Here is a 20,067-nt window from a genome sequence, read left to right on the forward strand (position 1 = left end):
AAATTTTTTTGAGTCGTCATTGCGAGGAAAAATTGAAAATTTTGACGAAGCAATCTCAGGAGTTTATTATTATTTTACAAGATTGTCGTATTAAGATTTTGTCTTTCCTTATAATGATATTTTTATTATAGAATAACTTCATTATATAAATCATCCCAATTTATATTTATTTGTTCTATTAATTTAATTTTTTTGTCTCTTGAACCAGCTTCAATTTGTTCTTCTCTATTTATTGCTGAATTCATAGTTTGATGAATCTCATAAAATACTAAAATTTTGCAATTATACTTTTTACTAAACCCCTTAATTATATCATTTTTTGTGTTGATATACTCTTTTTATTAAATTAGAAGTAACACTAGTATAAAGTATACCGTTTTTCTTGTTAGTTACTATATATACTATTGGTTGCTTCATAATTTATTAGGTCTGTTACAAAGTAATTTATGGGTACTAAATCATCATTGCGAGGAGAGACGAAGCCAAGGGCGTGGCAATCTCGTAAAGCAGTATAATATTCCTGAGATTGCTTCGTCAAATTACTGCGTAACTCTTCTCTCAATGACGACTCAGGTATCCATACAACAACACCTGCTCGCAATAACACCCTCTTTTACAACTCTTTCGGTAGCGGCAGCGGTTTTTCATATTTACCTATTAGCGGCAAAGCTACTAGAAAATGGAAAAAGTAATAGCAAGCAGCAAGACGGCTAATGGTAATATACGGCTCTTCCGCCGGCTGTCCGCCCAAATAACCAAGCAATAAACAATCTGCCATAAATAGCCAAAAAGCAATTCGGTACATAGGTCTATAGTTTGCACTTCTAACTTTTGAGCTATCTAACCAAGGCAACAAAAATAACACAAATATACTTCCAAACATTAATAATACGCCACCAAGTTTAGAAGGCACAGCTCTAAGAATCGCATAAAACGGTAGAAAATACCATTCAGGTACGATATGAGCAGGAGTAACTAATGGATTTGCCGGAATGTAATTATCAGGATGTCCTAAATAATTTGGTTCGTAAAAAATAAAATAAGCAAATATTATGAAATAAACCCCAAAACCGACAAAATCCTTTACGGTATAACAAGGGTGGAACGGAATAGTATCTTTAGGACTTTTAACATCTATACCTTTTGGATTGTTTGAACCATGCTGATGCAAGGCTACTAAATGCAGTATCACTAAAGCAACAATAATAAATGGCAATAAATAATGCAGGGAGAAAAATCTATTTAATGTAGGATTATCAACGGAAAAACCGCCCCATAGCCATGTAACTATGGATTCCCCTATTAGCGGAATAGCCGAAAATAAGTTAGTAATTACAGTTGCTCCCCAATAGCTCATCTGCCCCCAAGGAAGCACATAGCCCATAAAAGCAGTAGCCATCATGGTTAGAAAAATGATTATACCGATATGCCAAAGCAGTTCTCTTGGTGCTTTATAAGAGCCGTAATACAAACCTCTTGCTATGTGTAAATATACAGTAGCAAAAAACATCGATGCACCTACTGCATGAGTATAACGCAGTAACCAGCCATAATTCACGTTACGCATGATTCGCTCTACACTATCAAAAGCATGATCAACATGCGGGGTATAGTGCATAGCAAGTATCACGCCGGTAATTATCTGAATCACTAAAGCAATACCGGCAATAGAGCCTAAATTCCATAAATAGCTCAGGTTTTTTGGGGTCTGGTAATGGCTAAAATGCTTTAGGGATGAAAAGATAGGTAGGCGATAATCTATCCACTGGACAACGGCATTAGGCTTTTTAGGGATAATCTTTTTACTCATCAATAATTACCCTATTCTAATTTTTTTGTCGCTAATAAAGGTGTAAGGCGGCACTGCTAAATTTAAAGGCGCCGGTCCTTGGCGTACTCTACCAGATGAATCATATTGTGAACCATGGCACGGACAAAACCATCCATCATATTTTCCTTGATTAGGGAGTGGTACACAACCTAAATGCGTGCAGATCCCGATCGTCACCAACCAATTATCATGACCTGCTTTTACACGCGCTTCATCAGTCTCAGGATCAATAAGCTCCGACATTTTTACCGCTCTTGCTCCGGCTATTTTGTCAGGTGTGCGGTTAGTGATAAAAACCGGTTTACCTTGCCATTTAACCGTAACTGTTTGCCCTACCGCAATATTTGATAAATCAACCTCAATTGATGATAAAGCTAGCACGTCTGCAGAAGGGTTTAAAGAATCAACAAGGGGCCAAAGAGTGCATGCTGCCCCAACTGCTGCAACACTGCTAGCCGTTAGAACCATAAAATCACGACGCGAGGTTTGTTTGTTTTTATTATCTTCAGTGTCTGACATATAATATTAAAGTGACATAAATTAACGATTATTATTACTACCGCTTTGGGTATTATTAAGATTATTTGGATTTTCTAGTTCTTCATAAGGATTTATTATAGGACGCTCGGCGTCTGCAGCACTATCTGCTTGTTTTGGCGCAAGCTTATTTATTTCATCTTCTAGCACTTTTGCTCCCGTCCCTTCTTCATGCCTATATTCTCCAGGATCACTTAAGCAATTCCAAAAGCTAACTAGATGATTCCAATCAGGACCTAGTTTTGTAGTACAATTTTGAGCAACTGCTTTAGTTGTATCTAATATCTCGATTGTAGTTTTAGTAAAATAATCTATAAATCCGATTTTTTTTAAGCCCAATACTGTATAATATAAAGTAATTAAGGAAGCAGCTGCTATAATTAAATACCATTTAGTGATAATAGACCACAGAAAAAATCCCATAGGATTCGCTGCAATTAACCTTCGTAAAGCCTGCCACATATATTTTTCTCAAGAAAATTTATTATCTTATTTTATACCATTACGCCAGCAAAAATAAAGCAAAATCACGTAATATTATAAATATTTTTAATTAAATAGGAACTTAAGAAGAACGAAACCGGTAAAAATACTAAATTAATTCCTATCATAATAAAAATTAATCGTAAGTTATTATCTTGTAATATTAAACCCGTCATTATAATATTTGGAATTAATAACGGCATAATAAATGTACCAACAAAATTAGCATTCTTCTTAAAATAACATTGTACGCTACCGGATAAAACTACTAAACTACTTGATAAAACTAATATCATCCATACACTAATAAAGAAAAATATTATCTCAAGCAAAGTTTGATCAAAAAAAACATAAATAACGGGTAAAACAAGAACCAGCCCTACCGTACTACTGATAAATATAGCAAAAAATTTAGCCAATATAATTTTTTCATGACTAACAATTGATAATAATAACTCTAAACTTCCGTCTTCTAAATCAGATTTAAATATAACCGAAGAAAAACCGATTAATGAAATTAATAAACAAATTACCGAAAAAATTAAACCGAATTTGGTAATATCTTTCTCGCTATTAATTAAAACAGTACTAATTATGCAAAATAAAAAAAATATCACTAAATATTTAATTATATTATTAATGCGATTCTGCACTATAAATTCATGCTTAATTAATACGAATAGATTATTCATAACTATTAAGTACATTGTAAATTAAATACATAGTAGCTGCGATAGTTAAACCTATTCCTATTTCAGCAATAACTATAAAGATATGTTGGGCAAGCAGCTTATCATTGATAAAATTTGTTAGTGAATAATAATTTAAATAATTATCATTAAAGAATAATGATGTCGTTCCTACGATTGCATATATTGATACACCTAAAACGGCAACGGAAATCAATATATTAGTTTGGAAATATTGCTTTCCATAAATCAGATCATAAGCAATGAGGCTAGACGCAAATATAACGCCAGCTTGAAACCCACCGCCCGGCGAAGATTCACCGTTAAGCTGAATATATATACTATATAAAATTATATAAGGTATTATAAAGCCAGTGATATATTTTATTATCGGATATGCTTTAAGTATAGTTGTGGGTTTTGTCATGCCGTGGTCAAGCCACGGTATGACATCTTGCGTGCGGGAATCTACTTCCTCAAGTTTCTTTGAAAATACCAACAACACAGCAATTCCTGCTATTAAAATTACGCTAGTTTCACCTAAAGTGTCATAACCTCGATAACTAGCTAAAATAGCTGCAACAAGAGAGGGGACTCCAATATCTTTGCTAGTATTCTCGATATAATACTTACTTGCATACATATGAAGAGGGGCATTATCCTTGCCGTAATTCGGTAATTCTAGCCCTATATAAGTAAGAGTTACTACAAACAATAAACATATTAAACTTGCGGGAATAATATTAGTTCTCTCTATATTTTTTAAATCAGGGGGTAATTTGCGTAATAAATTTAAATATACGCATGTTGATAAGCAAGCTCCAAGAGCCGCTTCAGTCATTGCAACGTCCGGAGCATCCATAATGAGATAAGATACCCCGATTAATAAACTAAAGACAGAGGCAGCAATCACTGCATTTAGCAAATCTTTAGTAAAAATTATTTTTATGGATATTAAAATCAATAAAAAAACAATTAAGTTAAGTAGGTAATTTCCAATATCAAAATTTAAAGCTGTATTCATTAGTTTTATAAGATGTTGATATCTAATGTCATTCCCGCAGAAGCGGGAATCCAGTAGTAAATGTCATCCCGCGACTTGATCACGGGATCCAGTCTTTTTTAATTTTTTTCTGGATTCCTGCTTCCGCAGGAATGACACAGAAAGCAAAGAGGCTTTACCAAGTGCATGAGTTGCTACCGGATTTAGTAGAAAAATCAATAAAGCCGCTAAAATTAATTTAACAGAGCTAACAATATCTGCATTAATACATGCAAAACCTAATAAGCAGATAGGCACTCCTAAACTTTCAATAACACTTGCGGCATGTAATTTAGTATAAAAATCAGGAAATCTAAAAAACCCGATTATACCTGAAAATATAGCAAATAATCCAGTAATTACTAATAAAATTCCGATATAATATAGTGTCATTGTTTTATTTCTTTGTTATGTTATCCCTACATTTTCATGTCATTCCCGCGTAGGCGGGAATCCAGAAAATAATCTTAATACTAGTACAAAATTACATATTAATTAATAAAATAAACCTAAAAAAACAAGTTTTTTAGGTTTTACTGGATCCCGCCTTCGCGGGAATGACATCCTTTTCTCATTCACCCTGAGCCAAGCTATAACCTGCCACACCGTCAAACTCAAATAAATTCTCTACTTTGATAAAATCGATATTTGCTTTGCTTAAAGCTTCAAGCAGTTTAGTAATGTCTAGATGTTTAAGCTCTGAACCGCCTTTAGTCATAAAACGACAACACCAATGATCGGATATAGTCTCAAATCTTGTATCACGAGGCCACAATTTTAACCCTTTTGACGAGATTGTTTTTAACTCAAAATTACCAATATCGAGCTTATTAATTTTATCTGCTATATCATGAGCGGAAGATACATTTATATTTACAAATATATCTGTACCAACCAATTTCTTAACTTCTTTGGTATCAATTTTATAATCTATATTGCTTTCTTGTTTCTCGGCAATTAAGGGATAATCTGCTTTAGGTAATTTTATTGGTAGCCGCCCTAGTCTTTTCACTACTTCTTCAGCAAATTCTTTTGTACCGACTTTTTTACTAGAATTTTGCTCATTATATATATCGGCTGTATGAACTCCATCCTCTATAGTTTTCTTCCAAGCATTTTCGATTAATGTAACAATATCACCCTGCCCTATATGAACAAGCATCATTATAGCAGCATTTAACAACCCTGACGGGTTAGCGATATCCTGACCTGCAATATCGGGGGCACTTCCGTGTACTGCTTCAAACATCGCATAATGCTGCCCGATATTTGCAGAACCCGCTAACCCTACCGAGCCCGAAATTTCGGCAGCTACATCGGATATGATATCACCGTATAAATTAGAAGTCACGATAACGTCAAATATTTCCGGTTTGGTAGCAAGCCTTGCCGTCCCGATATCGATAATATAATGCTCATTATTAATTTGCGGATATTCTTTTGCAATCTCATTAAATACTTTATGAAAAACCCCATCGGAAAATTTCATTATATTATCTTTGCTTAAACACGTGACTTTTTTACGGTTATTTTTTACCGCATATTCAAAAGCATATTTAATAATTTTTTCACATCCTGTATGACTTATCAACTTCATTGACTCATACATATTATGCGTTTGGCGGTATTCTATACCTGCGTATAAATCTTCCTCGTTTTCACGTATAATAGTTAGGTTTAGATTTGGATGCAGAGTTTTAGTAAATGGATAAAGCGAGACGGAAGGGCGAATATTAGCAAAAAGCTGTAATGTTTTACGAATCGTAACATTTAAACTTTTATATCCTCCACCTTGTGGTGTGGTAATCGGGGCTTTAAGCATAATGCCGGTGCGTTGTATTGATTCCCAGCTTTCTTCGCTTATGCCCGAGGTATAATGCTTCTTGTAAAGCTTTTCACCTACTTCAATGGTCTCTAGGCGAATACGAGCCTCCGCTTTACGCAATATATAAAGCACTGCCTCCATTATTTCAGGGCCTATTCCGTCTCCGTATGCAATTGTAATCGGTGTAAATTCTGCCATATTAAATACTCTCTTGTTAAATACATAGCGCGGCTTGTTTATGTCATTCCTGCGGAAGCGGGAATCCAGAAAAAAATTGGATATTAGTACAAAAATTATATGTTAATTAACAAAATAAACCTATAAAAAAACTAGTTTTTATAGGTTTTACTGGATTCCCACCTTCGCGGGAATGACATATACAACACTATCAATAGTTAATTGTTACTTCTTTTAATCTCTCATTCAACATAAAAGTCACTTCAGAAGTTATATTTAAATTGTTTTTAGCATATAAGACTTGAGCACTTGGAATTACCAAATTAAGATTATATTTCTCAGCCAAATCACTAATTATCGTTATAGTTGTTTCATGAACTCTACTCATAGCTTCAGCGTGAGCTTGTTCAAGTTTTGTTTTCTTAATCTGAATTTCTTTTCTAACGTGACTAACTTTTGCATTAAATTCGTTTACTTTTCGTTCAAAATCATCTTCACTTAAAGAAGCCCTTGCATTTATCAGCTTTTCTTCCATAGGCTTAAATTCAGCCTCTTTTGCAGCGATATCCTCTTGAATTTTATGATTAAGCTTTTCGATTTTATTACGTAGGTCCTTAATAGCAATCGATCCTTCTAGGACGGATTGTACGTCTACAACGGCTACTCTAACTTTAAAATCACCGTCTTTATTTACTATATTTTCTATCTTTGCCATAACCGGCAAATTTATTATTAATATACATAAACATAATATTCGATATATCATTTTTGGTCCTATAATTTGGATTATATTTAAGGATGTCATTCTCGTATACTTATGTCATTCTCGCGTAGGTGGGAATCCAGTCATTAAAAGATGTATACACAGTAAGTTTTTAAAATTAAAAGCTCGATTTATCTCGCTTTTTTCTGGATTCCCGTCTATGTAGGAATGACATTGGAGCAACCCCCCATATTAATTCTAAGAATAAATAACACCAAGCGATTTGTCTATAATTAAAAACTTAGCCGTTGCCGTTACCTAACATTTACACATTCCCGTTCCCCCATAGCGTATCTTTGCCATTTGAATAATAATCATCCGAAATAGGTTCAAATCCAATATTTTCTATTATTTTTTTGCTTTAAATCTTTTTCACTAAGAGGGGGTGCAGCATCAAGATAATTTAACTCGACATAAATTTCATGCTGTTCATCAAATTCATATAAAAAATTAAAAGCTTTATCAATATGCTCTGTTCCTTTGTTCTTGACCAAAACTGCTATAGTACCATAGTCTTTTGCAGCATCGGTATGCTTTTTAGTATCATCCATGAAAAATACATTTGCTTTATTCGTTATTTCGGTATTACTCATTATTTCTTTGATATACGGTACTTTATCGCAAAGTTGTATCTTTTCAACACTACCAGCAGGCAACTTTGATTTTATATAAACTTTTGCCGCATCTTCCTTTCCTAATAACTGTTCCAATGCGTATTTTACGGCATCAGGATAATCACCAAATGATGCTATGGCTATTTTATAACCGAATATATAATATTTTTAAAAAGACGTACTAATTGCTCTTTATTTTTCCAACCTAAATTGTTATCATCTAGAAATTCTTCCATTAACTGTATAGACCAATATTTAGTAAGCTCAGCTATCACCTGATCACGTATTTTATCTGAATCAAAAACCTTATTAGCCATATATCTACCTATACGCTCCCATACTCATTTTCCAACATAATAATGCGAATGTCCTTTAACTAAAGTTTAGTCAAAATCAAATATAAGTAGTGCTATATTTTCGTTCATTAATTTCTCTTATTTTAAAGTTTAAAAATTCTTAGTAATTTTTATTCTGAAGTTAAATCAGTTTCTTTTTCAAGAACCTTATTCCAATTTTTAGTATTTTAGTGTATAATACGGGAAACTATTGTAAACTTGAGAGAATTTTAAAGATGACATCTATTCGTAATATAGCAATTATTGCCCACGTTGATCATGGGAAAACTACGCTTGTCGATAATATGCTTAAACAAAGCGGTACATTTAGAGTTAACCAAGCAGTTGCCGAGCGTGCTATGGACTCTAACGACCTTGAGCGTGAACGTGGGATAACAATACTTGCCAAATGCACCGCTCTTATGTGGAACGATATCCGCATCAATATAGTCGATACACCTGGACACGCCGATTTTGGCGGTGAAGTAGAACGCATATTAAGCATGGTTGATGGTGTTGTGTTACTTGTCGACGCTTCCGAAGGACCGATGCCACAAACAAAATTCGTGCTTTCTAAAGCTTTAAATCTCGGCTTAAAACCTATTGTTGTTATTAACAAAATCGATAGAGATGATCAAAGAATTGTGGAAGTTATCGATGAAGTATTTGAGCTATTTGTAGCACTTGAAGCAAATAACGATCAACTTGATTTCCCTATAGTTTATGCCTCAGGTAGAGCAGGAAGAGCCTCTTTAACCTTTGATGATAAAATCAATCCTTTGGACAATTTAGCAGATGATTTAGCCCCACTTTTTGACCTTGTAGTACAGCATGTACCAACGCCCGCAGCCGATGATAAAACACCGTTTTCTATGCTTGTTACTACTAGAGAATATAATTCTTTTTTTGGTAGGGTTTTAACGGGACGTGTACAAAGCGGAGCTGTTAAAATCAACCAAAATGTCAAAGTATTAAGCCGTGAAAATAAAGTACTTGAAACTGGACGTATCACTAAAATATTAGCATTTAGAGGCTTAGAGCGAATCGCTATAGATGAGGCTACAGCTGGCGATATTATTGCCGTAGCAGGCGTTGAAAATGCCAACGTTGCCGATACTATCTGCGCACCAGAAGTAACGCAGGCTGTACCGTCTCTACCGATCGATCCACCTACCTTATCCATGACTTTTAGCGTTAACGACTCACCGCTTGCAGGAAGCGAAGGGACAAAAGTGACGTCAAGCTTAATTGGAACTAGGTTAATGCGTGAACTTGAGAGTAACGTAGCATTAAAAGTTACCGAAACCGCTGAGAAAAATGCTTTCCAAGTTGCGGGGCGTGGTGAGTTACAACTTGGTATCTTAATCGAAACTATGCGTCGTGAAGGATTTGAGTTATCTATCAGCAGACCGGAAGTATTATTCCAAACCGATGAGAAAGGCAATAAACAAGAACCTATGGAAGAAATCCAAGTTGACGTTGATGATGATTATGTCGGAGTAGTCGTAAAATCTTTAGCTCTTAGAAAAGCCGAAATGACTGACATGAGACCATCGGGCGGTGGTAAAAGCCGTGTTACGTTTATTGGGCCATCTAGAGGATTAATCGGCTATCACAGTCAGTTTTTAACCGAAACTCGAGGCACGGGAATTATGAACCGTATCTTCCACGGATATGCTGATTATAAAGGAGCTATCGAGGGAAGGCGTAACGGCGTGCTTATCTCTAACGGTGACGGGGCAGCGGTTTCGTATGCTTTATGGAATCTAGAAGAAAGGGGGAAAATGTTTATAAACCCTGGCGATAAAGTATATAGAGGTATGATTATCGGCGAACATAGCCGTGATAATGATTTAGAGGTAAACCCGCTTAAAGCGAAGCAACTGAGTAACGTTAGAGCTTCGGGTAAAGACGAAGCGATAAGGTTAACACCACCGGTGCTTTTAACACTAGAGCAAGCTATCAGCTATATAGAAAACGATGAAAGAGTTGAAGTAACACCTAAATCTATACGTTTGCGTAAAGCTATGCTTGACCCTAACGACCGAAAAAGAGCTGCGAAGTAATTTACTGTCATTTCTACAGAAACGCATAAATGTCAACTTAGGAATCGATGTCATTCTCGCGTAGGCGGGAATCCAGCATAAAGCGAGATACATCGAGCTTTTAATTTCAAAAATTTGCTGTATTTATACTTATTTTTCTGGATTCCCGCCTGTGCGGGAATGGCATAAACGAGCCATGCAACAACACCCATGGCGTTGTTGCGTGGCTACCATCTACGAGCAGCCGTAGACTGCGTGGCAATCCAGAAAAATAATTAAAAAATTCTGATTTACAGAATTTTTAACTGAATTGCTTCGTCTAAATTTTAGATTTTTTCTCGCAACAATGACGAAAAAACTAAGCTAATGTATCTAAGCACTATAATAACACACCTTTTTAGCGGCTTCTATTACATCGCTCTCACTCGGCAGGGCTAGTTTTTCTAAATTAACGGCATAAGGAAGAGGAACATCTTTACCGCTGACAATCTCTATCGGAGCATCTAAATAATCAAAAGCTTCTTTCATAACAATAGAAGCTATACTTGCTCCAACGCCAGCAAAAAACCATCCTTCTTCCACTACAACTAAACGATTAGTTTTTTTCACTGATTCTATTATTGTCTTAGTATCAAGAGGCTTAATAGTACGCAGGTCAATAACCTCACAATCAATATTATCATTCTGTAAAATATTTGAAGCATCTAAGGCAAGTTTTACTTGAATCGAGAAAGTGACTATAGTGACGCTACTACCTTCTCTTAAAATTTTTGCCTGACCAAAAGGTATAGGCTCGATTGTTTCCGGTACGTCAAAACTATGACCGTATAAAATTTCATTTTCTAAAAAAACAACGGGATTATCGTCTCTAATAGCTGTAATCATAAGCCCTTTATGATCTTCGGCGTTATAAGGAGCTACTACTTTTAACCCTGGAATATGAGCATAACAAGCTGTATAATTTTGGCTATGTTGTGCAGCTACTCTACTTGCTGCTCCGTTTGGCCCTCTAAATACTATCGGGCATTTGACCTGCCCACCTGACATATAATGAGTTTTTGCAGCTGAATTAACTATGTGGTCGAATGCTTGCATAGCAAAGTTAAAGGTCATAAACTCCACAATTGGGCGAAGTCCTGCAAAAGCTGCCCCAACTGCAAGCCCTGCAAACCCATATTCCGTTATAGGTGTATCAATTACTCTTTTAGGACCAAATTTCTCTAGTAATCCTTGGGTTACCTTGTAAGCTCCTTGGTATTCTGCAACTTCCTCACCCATGACAAAAACTTTGTCGTCTCTTATCATCTCTTCTTGCATCGCATCACACAATGCTTCACGTATCGTTATTTGCATTTTTCTTTTTATTTGAATTAAATTAAACGTCACTGCGAGGAACAAAGCGACGTGGCAATCTAGTTTTAATTTCCTGAGATTGCCACGCTCCTTTCAGTCGCTCGCAATGATGTCCTAACAATATACCTCGGTATACAACTCTACCTCATCAGGCAGCAATGAATTTTCTGAAAACTCTACTGCTTCTTTCACAATTTCTTTTACCACCTGTTCTATTTCTTTCAAATCCGCTTCAGTCGCATATTTATTGTCGAGTATCATTTTTCTTATTATTACTAACGGATCGCGCTCTTTATATTGCTCCACTTCTTCTTTGCTCCGATATTTTGCCGGATCGGACATTGAATGCCCACGATAACGATAAGTCTTTACTTCTAATATCAACGGCTGGCTAGTTTCTCTAACATATTCTGCTGCTTGCTTAGAATAATCATAAACTTGCTCAAAATCCATACCGTCTAGCTGAAATCCCGTTATACCGAATGACTCTCCTTTTCTGTAAAGATCACGCATAAAGGTAGAACGAGCAACGGAAGTACCCATCGAATATTCATTATTTTCGATAATATAAACTACCGGCAAACCCCATAAAGCAGCCATATTAAAGGCTTCATATACCTGACCTTGATTAACCGCACCATCACCTAAAAAAGTAAAACAGATGTTATTCGTACCGTTATATTTTTCAGCAAAAGCAAGCCCTGTACCTATCGGCACTTGAGCCCCTACTATACCGTGTCCACCGTAAAATTTGTTTGGTACGTCAAATAAATGCATCGAGCCGCCCTTACCTTTTGAACAACCTGTAGCTCGCCCCATAAGCTCAGCAAGAACGTATTTAGGATCTGTACCTGCTAAAATAATATGAGCATGGTCACGATAACTAGTAATCGTACTATCTTCCTTTTGCTTAATCATATTTACAGCAGTAATTACTGCTTCCTGCCCTATATATAAATGACAAAAACCGCCAATTTCTCCCATACCATAGTACTGTCCACATTTCTCTTCAAAGCGACGTACTAATAGCATTTCCTTGAAAGCTCTTAAATATTCTTCTTTTGTCGGTTTATATTTCCATGGTTTAATATTCACTAATTACTCCTTAAGATTATTGTCATCCCGTAGCGTTTTATGTCATTCCCGCGTAGGCGGGAACCCAATACTTGTAAAGTTTTTTTAAAAGCTCGATTTATCTCGCTTTACCCTGAATTCCCGCCTACGCGGGAATGACATCGAGAGTCACAAAATACGGCACATGGTCCGAAGGTGGCGACCAATCACGTGTTTCTGATAATAAATGCATAGAAAATAATGCATCTTTTAAATTATCGCTAACCCAAATATGATCAAGCCTTCTACCTCTGTTAGATTTTTTCCAGTCTATATTTCTATAACTCCACCAAGTATAGAATTTTTCGTCAAGCGAAACAAAATGCCTGCTACTATCGATAAAACCTAACGAGTTTTGTAACTCTATCAATAATGAGCGCTCAATATCGGTATGACTGATAACATTTCGCAGCTGCTTACTTGACCATACATCATGCTCCTGCGGAGCGATATTTAGATCACCGACAATGATAATTTTATCGTTTTTAGTACGGTTAGTAGTTAACCATTCCTGCATTAACCTTACATATTCGAGCTTATGCTTAAATTTTAAGTTTACCTCTATATCAGGTATATCGCCACCAGCAGGAACATAAAAATTATGTATTTCTATATCATTAACTATAGCTGCTATATGCCTTTTATCACTATTATATAACTCCAATGAAAAAACATTATTCAAAGGAAATTTAGAAATAATAGCAACACCGTTATATGATTTTTGCCCTGAATATATTACATGTTCATAGCCTATATTTTTAATAACTTCAAGAGGAAATAATGAATCATCTACCTTTGTTTCTTGAAGTAAAATAATATCCGGCTGATGTTCATATGCTAATTTTCTTAATAAATCAATCCGTAGGCGCAATGAATTAATATTCCAAGTAACTATCTTCATTTAATCCTTTTTTATAGCTGCTTCTATTATTGCATTCCTGAAATAAATTATTCCGAGTTGATTTAAAGGATTTTTCATGTCAATTTTTCCTTTTTCATCTTTCGGAATTTTAATCATAGTATTGCTGAGTATAGCAAAGTAAAGATTATTAGGCAAAACATATCCCGCTTCACTTTGTATCCCGAGAGCCTTTCCAGTATAATGAATCATTAAATGCTTAGAATCAAGATTGGTAAGGAAAATACCGTACCCCATATAAGATTTACGACCTTCTATATCTTTTGCTAAAAAATATTTAGTAGTCATAAGTTTATAAGATTTCTTAGAAAGAATTTTTTCCTCATTTAATGCCCTATACCATTTAACTAAATCGTTTGGTGTAGATATTATACCCCCGTCTGCACAAGGAACTGCTAAAAAATCGACAGTTACAGGAGTAAATATAGGTTTATTACTATTATTGGGCGTTAAAAAATATCTTACCGGATAATTAGAACTAATAACGTTTTTTTGGATTCTAGCGGCTTCACTATACGAAGCAAAACTAGTAGATTTCATATTAAGAGGTTTAAAAAATTCATCATAAAAAAAGTTACCTAAATCTTTTTTAGCTACTTTTTCGATAATCATACCAAGTATAACAAAATTAGTATTACTATATTTAAATTTTTTTCCTATAGATATTTCTAAAGGCTTAGAAGAAACAAATTGTAATATTTTCTTGTGAATCTCTTTCTTAGACATATTTAAATCAAGCTTAACAAAACTAAAATATTCGGTAATACCGCTACTATGCGTCAATAAATTATGGATAGATATTTTATATGCCCAATCCGGCACTTTTCCTCCCCACATTTCTGGATCGAGATATTTATAGATTTTATCGTTAATATTTAATAATTCCTGTTCTTGTAGTTTTAAAATTCCTGCCGCCGTAAAGGGCTTTGTAGCAGAAGCAATAGGCATCATTTCATTTGCTTTTAATTGCTCACCATTTAAAGCAAAGATTCCCTTAGCACCGGTTAATAAAGATTTATAATCATCGGTAAACATAAAAACGGCATTTAAAAATCTATTACTTATATATTCTTTTTCTGCCTCATTGATTCTTTGCTGTATATCTGCAAAACTACTATTACTAATTAATAAAAGAAAAAATAATAAAAAATACTTACGAGACATAACTTCAACACTCCACAAACTTATCATTAGACATCTTACAAACATTCGCTAATAAATAGGAATTTGAGAGAGCCCCTTCACTTCAAACCGCAGCGTACAAAAAAGTATGTGGGGATGAGGCGTTAGGATCAACACACAAATTACCTTTAGAAGCAAGTTATGTAAGACATTTAGTAAAATAAAACGGTAATTTTGCTTCTAGATTAATCTCTTTACCAAAAACCTTTTCAGATAAACATATACTATTAGCATGCAGGAACATATATTTACTATATGGCATTATTTCTTTATTACCATATTTATCATCTCCAAGTATAGGACAACCTAATAATTTAGCATGCAACCTTAATTGATGCATTCTACCTGTAACCGGAGTAAATTCAATTAAAAATAAGTTATTATCAAGTGATTTAAGTAATTTATAATAAGTAATGGTAAGTTTACCATTTTCGTTGTCAATATCTATAATTTTAGGTGTGCTACCATTGCTTTTTCCTATATTATTTCTAACTTCTCCTATATCTTTAATTGGTTTTCCATAGGTTACGGCAAGATATTTTTTTACGACCATTTTTTCTTTAAAAGCATCATGGAGCTTTACGCTACTTAAATAATTTTTAGCTATTAAAAGCAAGCCGCTTGTTTCTTTATCTAGCCTGTGTACTAGCTTATAGTCAATTGATTTAAACTTGCCTACATCGTCACTCATCGCTCTCATATTAGATATAGGCTTTGCTTCTTGCTCCTTGTATCCAAGTTCAACCGAATTGACTATAAAATCTGCTCCCACGTGATTTAGATATTTTAATGCAGCGTCAATAGATAAATTTATTTTACTACCGCCTTGAGTAGCAATCCCTGACGGTTTATTTATAGCTATTAAATTATCATCTTCATATATTAAATAATTAGTAGTAATTTTCTTCGCTAACTTAATTTCAGCATCGGTAAAAACTAATTTTTCAGGTTGTTTAACAGGCAAATTAAACTTATCGTTAATTACAATCTCATCGCCGTCTATTACCCTTAAATTTGCTTCTGCTTTCTGAGAATTAACGGTAATTTGTTTTTGACGTAGTGCTTTCTCTATTATTCCTTGAGTCAATAAAGGATATAAACGCTTTAAATATTTATCTAATCTAGAAGGAATGGGAGTATTGACATCGATGATCATATTTTTAATAAACTTAAGAATTTTTTATTAAAAAATAGCACCATATTAATACTGATAAAAGAACTATAGCAAAAAATTGATGAGTAGAGGCAATTATTATAGGTACATAGTATAAAAGAGTAATTATTCCGGTAGATATCTGCACCAATAGTGTAATCATTAGAAAATATGCTATTTTATTTAATTTCGGATGTTTTATTTTTAACAAATAAATTGCCAAAGCCATAACAACCATAAATACGATATAACCACCTAAACGATGTATGAATTGCATAAAAACCGAATCATACCAGTTTTTAAGGTCAAAGAAATTATCTTTTATCTCTGTCGGAATAAAGCTATCACCCATTAGCGGAAAGCTATTATATATCAGCCCTGCATCAAGCCCTGCAACTAAAGCACCTAAAAAAATTTGTACATATATTACAGTAATAGCAATACCAGAAAATATTAACGGTAATTTTAAATTTATTTGTGCTGGGATTAACAAAATATCACAACGATTTTTTATTAATTGATAAAAAAGTATGTGATAAATAATTACAGCGATAATTAAATGAAAAGCAAGTCGGAAATGACTAACAGACGGGTTATTCAGTAAACCGCTTTTAACCATATACCACCCCATAAAGCCTTGTACACAAAACAACAACAAAGCAGTTATATAAGGTAGCATATCACGATTTTTTATTATTCTTTTAAAATAAAAATATACTAAGGGTAGGATGTATATTATACCGGTAATTCTACCAAATAATCTATGTGTAAATTCTAGTAGATAGATAAATTTAAACTCTGATAAAGTCATTCCGTAATTAACGGAATTATATTCGGGAAAAGCTTTATATTTAACAAACTCCGCTTGCCAACCTTCAAAACTAAAAGGCGGCAAAATACCTGTTATCGGGCGCCACTCTACTATAGATAAACCAGAACCTGTAAGCCTTGTTATACCACCTATAATAATCATCGCTATGACCATTATACAACTTATAAACAACCATCTTATAATTAAACTTTTCTGCACTTGTATCGCTAAATTTATGTTTTTATTATGTTGCCTCGTCATTGCTGCATTTCTATGTCATTCCCGCGAAGGCATTGTTGCGTGGACCGATAAAATCCACTGTGTCACCCCGTGGCTTGACCACGAGGTCCATAAGAATAATTAAAAATACTAACAATATTAGTATTTTTAACTGGATCCCGTGATCAAGTCGCGCGGGATGACATAAAACGCGTTTTCCGAGCCATACAACAACGCTTTCAGTCGCTCGCAATGGCGATTTGGTATCACAAATACCTCTCAATTAAACCTCCGCATTCTTTTCCGTATCTTCAGCAGTATTAGCGGGACGTTTCTTATTTGACTTCTTATTACGATATCTACGTTTTGTCTTTTTCGGTGTCGTAACTTCTTCTGCAACTACGTTATTATCCGTAACCTCTATTTTTTCCTGCACTACACTTACTACCTGATCTTCTATCTCTTTTACATCAGGACTTTTATAGTCAATTGGTTTGGACTCGCTGACGCTGTTGTTCGTTGCTCTCTTATTAGTTATAGGTTCTGCCCTTGGCTCCTTGTATACAGATCCAACTGAATCAACTATAGTCTTTTCTTCAACTGAAGCATTATTATTAACTGTTTTCCATTTATGCTTATTCTTGCGTAGCTGTTCTTTTTTCGGCTCTTCTTCAGTATAATCGGCACTATGATTCTGAACCACCGGCTTAACCAAACTAGTATTATTGTTATTTTTCTTTAATAATTTCACCTTTTCAATCGAATAACTATCTAATGTAGCATTAGGATCGGAATAAAAATTAAGTTTTATATTATATTTTTCTTCAATAAATTTTATCTCGGCACGTTTATTATTAAGTAAATAAATAACTGAGGTGATATTGGTAAAAACATTTATTACATCAATTTTATCTTCAAAAATTTCATTCTCTATAGTACGTAAAATTAACATAGCATTAGCATCACTCGCTCTAATGACTCCTTTACCGTTACAATGAGAACAAATTGCCGAATTAGTTTCTAAGAAAGAAGAGCGTAATCTCTGCCTTGAGAATTCAAGCAATCCAAACTGACTAATATTACCAGTTTGTATACGAGCACGATCGCGACTTAAAAATTCTTTAAAGGATCGCTCAATAATTTTACGATTCTTTGCTTCGCTCATATCTATAAAATCAACAACTATCAAACCCGATAGATCTCTAAGCTTTACTTGCTTTGCTACTTCTTTTGCTGCTTCTAGATTAGTTTTTAATGCCGTTTCTTCGATATTTTTTTCAGAAGTTGATTTACCGGAATTTACGTCAATTGAAATAAGAGCTTCCGTAGGATTAATAACAATATATCCCCCTGAAGGTAATGTCACCACAGGCTGATATAATTTAACTAATTGTTCTTCTACTTGAAATTTAGTAAATATAGGAATTTTATTTTTATGCTCTTTAAGTTTTGAAAGCTCTGAAGGTAATAAATCCTGCATAAATTTTGAAGCATCTTCATAAGCTTCCTGTCCTTGAATAACTACCTCTTTAACATTGTGATCACACATATCACGTATGGTTTTACGTATTATACTATCTTCTTCATGAATAAAACACGGAGCCGGAAATTTAATGGTACTTTTACGAATTTTATTCCACAAGCTTGCTAAATAATTATAGTCTTTCTTCAAATCTAAGGTGCTACTTCCTCTACCTGCAGTTCTAACAATGACACTGTAAGTATTTTTGTCACCACTTACTATTTTATTTAAAATATCTTTCAGTCTTTTTCTTTCTTCCGTGTTTGATATTTTACGTGATATACCGTTTTGCGAACCTTTATTGGGCATTAAAACACAATACTTACCCGCTAAGGATATATAGGTAGTGAAAGCGGCGCACTTATTTCCTCGTTCCTCTTTAGTAACTTGCGCCAATAATATTTGGTTTTTTCTTATTACGTCCTGAACTTTATATTGTTTATATTGCGGAATATTTGACTCAATGCCGCTTTGAATAATTTCAATATCATCAGCCGCCTCTAAATTAAGTTCCGACTGGAATTTACTCTCTACTAAATCTTCTATGGTTTTTAGGTCAATTTCTTCACTATCAACCAAAGAATCATATATAGCAGCCGGCTTCTCTTTATCATCCTCAACCGTAATATCTGAAAGATCTATTTCATGAAAAGCATTAATCGGAAAATTTCTTTCCGAGGTAGGCAAATTGTAATAGTTAGGATGGATTTCACTAAACGGTAAAAAACCGCTTTTATCCATTCCGTACTCTATAAAAACAGCTTGTAGCGATGGTTCTATTCTTGTAACTTTTGCTAAATAAATATTACCTTTATTTTGTTGTCTTACGGTTGTTTGAAATTCAATATCTTCTATATTGTTGCTTTGTCCTAATAAAACTACTCTTGTTTCACTTGAAAAATTAGCATCAATTATAATCTTTTTATGCATTTATCTTGCTCACTAACTTGAAGAACAAATAATTAATATAATACTTGTATCTTAAGAAAAATCATTGCTTATCTTGTATTAATTTATTTAAAAAATAATTTACCCATAATTAAAAAGCAAAAATGAAATTTTAGATAAACTTCAAATAGCACCTCTTTAAAATACCAAAAAATATATTATTATTTTTCTTACATTAAAATATTTTTATATTATTGTAATTCATTAATTTTTTTAAAATTAAACAATAATTATATATAAATTATAAATAAGGCTACCATACTTGATTAAAAGCTGATAATCTAATAACTATCCATATATACTTAAATAATGGAATTACGAATCTTTTTATATTTTTAAGATAATGGATCTCTTCGGAAACGAGGATTTAGGGGGGGAATCCCTCGGAGACACTTCACCTTGAACCGCAGCGTACATACTAGTACATGAGGATTCGAGTCTAGGCTCAACGTACAAATTACCCCTAGAAGTAGAGTTGCCGAAAGGATCTATTATCTTAATTATTA

20 protein-coding genes and 1 pseudogene are annotated in these 20,067 nt (G+C 34.0%); 2 read left to right on the forward strand and 19 right to left on the reverse strand.

Annotation, left to right across the window (positions count from 1 at the left end):
- Window positions 1–125 precede the first annotated feature (125 nt).
- From AAGD46_RS06055 to AAGD46_RS06110, 12 genes are all read right to left on the reverse strand, one after another.
- Window positions 126–245 carry a nuclease gene (locus AAGD46_RS06055; RefSeq protein WP_341786935.1) on the reverse strand — a complete coding sequence of 40 codons (120 nt, stop codon included), beginning with the start codon at window positions 243–245 and terminating at the stop codon, window positions 126–128.
- A gap of 67 nt (window positions 246–312) precedes the next feature.
- Complete coding sequence (locus AAGD46_RS06060; protein WP_341786936.1) at window positions 313–417, reverse strand: GIY-YIG nuclease family protein; 105 nt, start codon at window positions 415–417, stop codon at window positions 313–315.
- Between the two features lie 196 nt (window positions 418–613).
- Window positions 614–1,810 carry a cytochrome b/b6 gene (locus AAGD46_RS06065; protein WP_341787917.1) on the reverse strand — a complete coding sequence of 399 codons (1,197 nt, stop codon included), beginning with the start codon at window positions 1,808–1,810 and terminating at the stop codon, window positions 614–616.
- A 6-nt stretch (window positions 1,811–1,816) separates the two neighbouring features.
- Window positions 1,817–2,350 carry a ubiquinol-cytochrome c reductase iron-sulfur subunit gene (gene petA, locus AAGD46_RS06070; protein WP_341786937.1) on the reverse strand — a complete coding sequence of 178 codons (534 nt, stop codon included), beginning with the start codon at window positions 2,348–2,350 and terminating at the stop codon, window positions 1,817–1,819.
- Between the two features lie 21 nt (window positions 2,351–2,371).
- Complete coding sequence (locus AAGD46_RS06075; RefSeq protein ID WP_341786938.1) at window positions 2,372–2,830, reverse strand: DUF2670 domain-containing protein; 459 nt, start codon at window positions 2,828–2,830, stop codon at window positions 2,372–2,374.
- 65 nt (window positions 2,831–2,895) lie between these two features.
- Window positions 2,896–3,543: a heme exporter protein CcmB gene (locus tag AAGD46_RS06080; RefSeq protein WP_341786939.1), complete on the reverse strand. Its 648-nt coding sequence runs from the start codon at window positions 3,541–3,543 to the stop codon at window positions 2,896–2,898.
- The gene (locus tag AAGD46_RS06085) at window positions 3,536–4,564 is read right to left on the reverse strand and encodes a DUF4040 domain-containing protein (protein WP_341786940.1); all 1,029 of its coding nucleotides are present in this window, start codon (window positions 4,562–4,564) and stop codon (window positions 3,536–3,538) included. Before AAGD46_RS06085 ends, AAGD46_RS06080 begins: the two co-directional genes overlap by 8 nt.
- A gap of 63 nt (window positions 4,565–4,627) precedes the next feature.
- Window positions 4,628–4,975, reverse strand: coding sequence for a Na+/H+ antiporter subunit G (locus tag AAGD46_RS06090; RefSeq protein ID WP_341786941.1), 348 nt, complete (start codon window positions 4,973–4,975; stop codon window positions 4,628–4,630).
- 178 nt (window positions 4,976–5,153) lie between these two features.
- Window positions 5,154–6,605 carry an NADP-dependent isocitrate dehydrogenase gene (locus AAGD46_RS06095; protein WP_341786942.1) on the reverse strand — a complete coding sequence of 484 codons (1,452 nt, stop codon included), beginning with the start codon at window positions 6,603–6,605 and terminating at the stop codon, window positions 5,154–5,156.
- A 190-nt stretch (window positions 6,606–6,795) separates the two neighbouring features.
- Window positions 6,796–7,350, reverse strand: a complete 555-nt coding sequence (locus AAGD46_RS06100; protein ID WP_341786943.1) for an OmpH family outer membrane protein — start codon at window positions 7,348–7,350, stop codon at window positions 6,796–6,798.
- Between the two features lie 326 nt (window positions 7,351–7,676).
- A complete protein-coding gene (locus AAGD46_RS06105) occupies window positions 7,677–8,057 on the reverse strand; it encodes a hypothetical protein (protein WP_341786944.1) in 381 nt (126 codons plus the stop codon).
- Between the two features lie 44 nt (window positions 8,058–8,101).
- Entirely contained in the window at window positions 8,102–8,278 is a 177-nt protein-coding gene (locus tag AAGD46_RS06110; protein ID WP_341786945.1) for a hypothetical protein, read from the reverse strand.
- Window positions 8,279–8,532: 254 nt separating this feature from the next.
- Between AAGD46_RS06110 and typA the strand changes: the two genes are divergently transcribed.
- Window positions 8,533–10,362: a translational GTPase TypA gene (typA, locus tag AAGD46_RS06115; protein ID WP_341786946.1), complete on the forward strand. Its 1,830-nt coding sequence runs from the start codon at window positions 8,533–8,535 to the stop codon at window positions 10,360–10,362.
- A gap of 351 nt (window positions 10,363–10,713) precedes the next feature.
- On the opposite strand, the gene AAGD46_RS06120 is transcribed toward typA, so the two are convergent.
- The 7 genes from AAGD46_RS06120 to AAGD46_RS06160 all read right to left on the reverse strand — a co-directional run bounded on the left by AAGD46_RS06120 (window position 10,714) and on the right by AAGD46_RS06160 (window position 19,543).
- Complete coding sequence (locus AAGD46_RS06120; RefSeq protein WP_341786947.1) at window positions 10,714–11,694, reverse strand: pyruvate dehydrogenase complex E1 component subunit beta; 981 nt, start codon at window positions 11,692–11,694, stop codon at window positions 10,714–10,716.
- Between the two features lie 114 nt (window positions 11,695–11,808).
- Window positions 11,809–12,789, reverse strand: a complete 981-nt coding sequence (gene pdhA, locus AAGD46_RS06125) for a pyruvate dehydrogenase (acetyl-transferring) E1 component subunit alpha (protein WP_341786948.1) — start codon at window positions 12,787–12,789, stop codon at window positions 11,809–11,811.
- Window positions 12,790–12,913: 124 nt separating this feature from the next.
- A complete protein-coding gene (gene xth / locus AAGD46_RS06130; RefSeq protein ID WP_341786949.1) occupies window positions 12,914–13,708 on the reverse strand; it encodes an exodeoxyribonuclease III in 795 nt (264 codons plus the stop codon).
- The gene (locus AAGD46_RS06135) at window positions 13,709–14,890 is read right to left on the reverse strand and encodes a serine hydrolase (protein WP_341787918.1); all 1,182 of its coding nucleotides are present in this window, start codon (window positions 14,888–14,890) and stop codon (window positions 13,709–13,711) included. It lies immediately after the preceding gene.
- A gap of 157 nt (window positions 14,891–15,047) precedes the next feature.
- Window positions 15,048–16,064: an RluA family pseudouridine synthase gene (locus tag AAGD46_RS06145; RefSeq protein WP_410525928.1), complete on the reverse strand. Its 1,017-nt coding sequence runs from the start codon at window positions 16,062–16,064 to the stop codon at window positions 15,048–15,050.
- Window positions 16,065–16,077: 13 nt separating this feature from the next.
- A complete protein-coding gene (locus AAGD46_RS06155; RefSeq protein ID WP_341786950.1) occupies window positions 16,078–17,091 on the reverse strand; it encodes a COX15/CtaA family protein in 1,014 nt (337 codons plus the stop codon).
- Between the two features lie 283 nt (window positions 17,092–17,374).
- Window positions 17,375–19,543, reverse strand: a complete 2,169-nt coding sequence (locus tag AAGD46_RS06160) for an Rne/Rng family ribonuclease (protein ID WP_341786951.1) — start codon at window positions 19,541–19,543, stop codon at window positions 17,375–17,377.
- A 421-nt stretch (window positions 19,544–19,964) separates the two neighbouring features.
- Here AAGD46_RS06160 and AAGD46_RS09475 point away from each other — a divergent pair.
- Window positions 19,965–20,051 (forward strand): annotated as a pseudogene (locus tag AAGD46_RS09475) (palindromic element RPE1 domain-containing protein); the annotation flags it as partial.
- Between the last annotated feature and the right edge of the window lie 16 nt (window positions 20,052–20,067).

Source organism: Rickettsia endosymbiont of Cantharis rufa (assembly GCF_964026445.1).
Lineage (GTDB): Bacteria > Pseudomonadota > Alphaproteobacteria > Rickettsiales > Rickettsiaceae > Rickettsia.

Bases quoted from the DNA above. Each gene is read 5' to 3' on its own strand.
- AAGD46_RS06055 (WP_341786935.1), bottom strand. From the start codon at position 245: ATGAATTCAGCAATAAATAGAGAAGAACAAATTGAAGCTGGTTCAAGA.
- typA (WP_341786946.1), top strand. From the start codon at position 8,533: ATGACATCTATTCGTAATATAGCAATTATTGCCCACGTTGATCATGGG.
- AAGD46_RS06100 (WP_341786943.1), bottom strand. From the start codon at position 7,350: ATGATATATCGAATATTATGTTTATGTATATTAATAATAAATTTGCCG.
- AAGD46_RS06060 (WP_341786936.1), bottom strand. From the start codon at position 417: ATGAAGCAACCAATAGTATATATAGTAACTAACAAGAAAAACGGTATA.
- AAGD46_RS06085 (WP_341786940.1), bottom strand. From the start codon at position 4,564: ATGAATACAGCTTTAAATTTTGATATTGGAAATTACCTACTTAACTTA.
- AAGD46_RS06065 (WP_341787917.1), bottom strand. From the start codon at position 1,810: ATGAGTAAAAAGATTATCCCTAAAAAGCCTAATGCCGTTGTCCAGTGG.
- AAGD46_RS06090 (WP_341786941.1), bottom strand. From the start codon at position 4,975: ATGACACTATATTATATCGGAATTTTATTAGTAATTACTGGATTATTT.
- petA (WP_341786937.1), bottom strand. From the start codon at position 2,350: ATGTCAGACACTGAAGATAATAAAAACAAACAAACCTCGCGTCGTGAT.
- AAGD46_RS06075 (WP_341786938.1), bottom strand. From the start codon at position 2,830: ATGTGGCAGGCTTTACGAAGGTTAATTGCAGCGAATCCTATGGGATTT.
- AAGD46_RS06080 (WP_341786939.1), bottom strand. From the start codon at position 3,543: ATGAATAATCTATTCGTATTAATTAAGCATGAATTTATAGTGCAGAAT.
- xth (WP_341786949.1), bottom strand. From the start codon at position 13,708: ATGAAGATAGTTACTTGGAATATTAATTCATTGCGCCTACGGATTGAT.
- AAGD46_RS06110 (WP_341786945.1), bottom strand. From the start codon at position 8,278: ATGGCTAATAAGGTTTTTGATTCAGATAAAATACGTGATCAGGTGATA.
- AAGD46_RS06135 (WP_341787918.1), bottom strand. From the start codon at position 14,890: ATGTCTCGTAAGTATTTTTTATTATTTTTTCTTTTATTAATTAGTAAT.
- AAGD46_RS06160 (WP_341786951.1), bottom strand. From the start codon at position 19,543: ATGCATAAAAAGATTATAATTGATGCTAATTTTTCAAGTGAAACAAGA.
- AAGD46_RS06145 (WP_410525928.1), bottom strand. From the start codon at position 16,064: ATGATCATCGATGTCAATACTCCCATTCCTTCTAGATTAGATAAATAT.
- AAGD46_RS06120 (WP_341786947.1), bottom strand. From the start codon at position 11,694: ATGCAAATAACGATACGTGAAGCATTGTGTGATGCGATGCAAGAAGAG.
- AAGD46_RS06095 (WP_341786942.1), bottom strand. From the start codon at position 6,605: ATGGCAGAATTTACACCGATTACAATTGCATACGGAGACGGAATAGGC.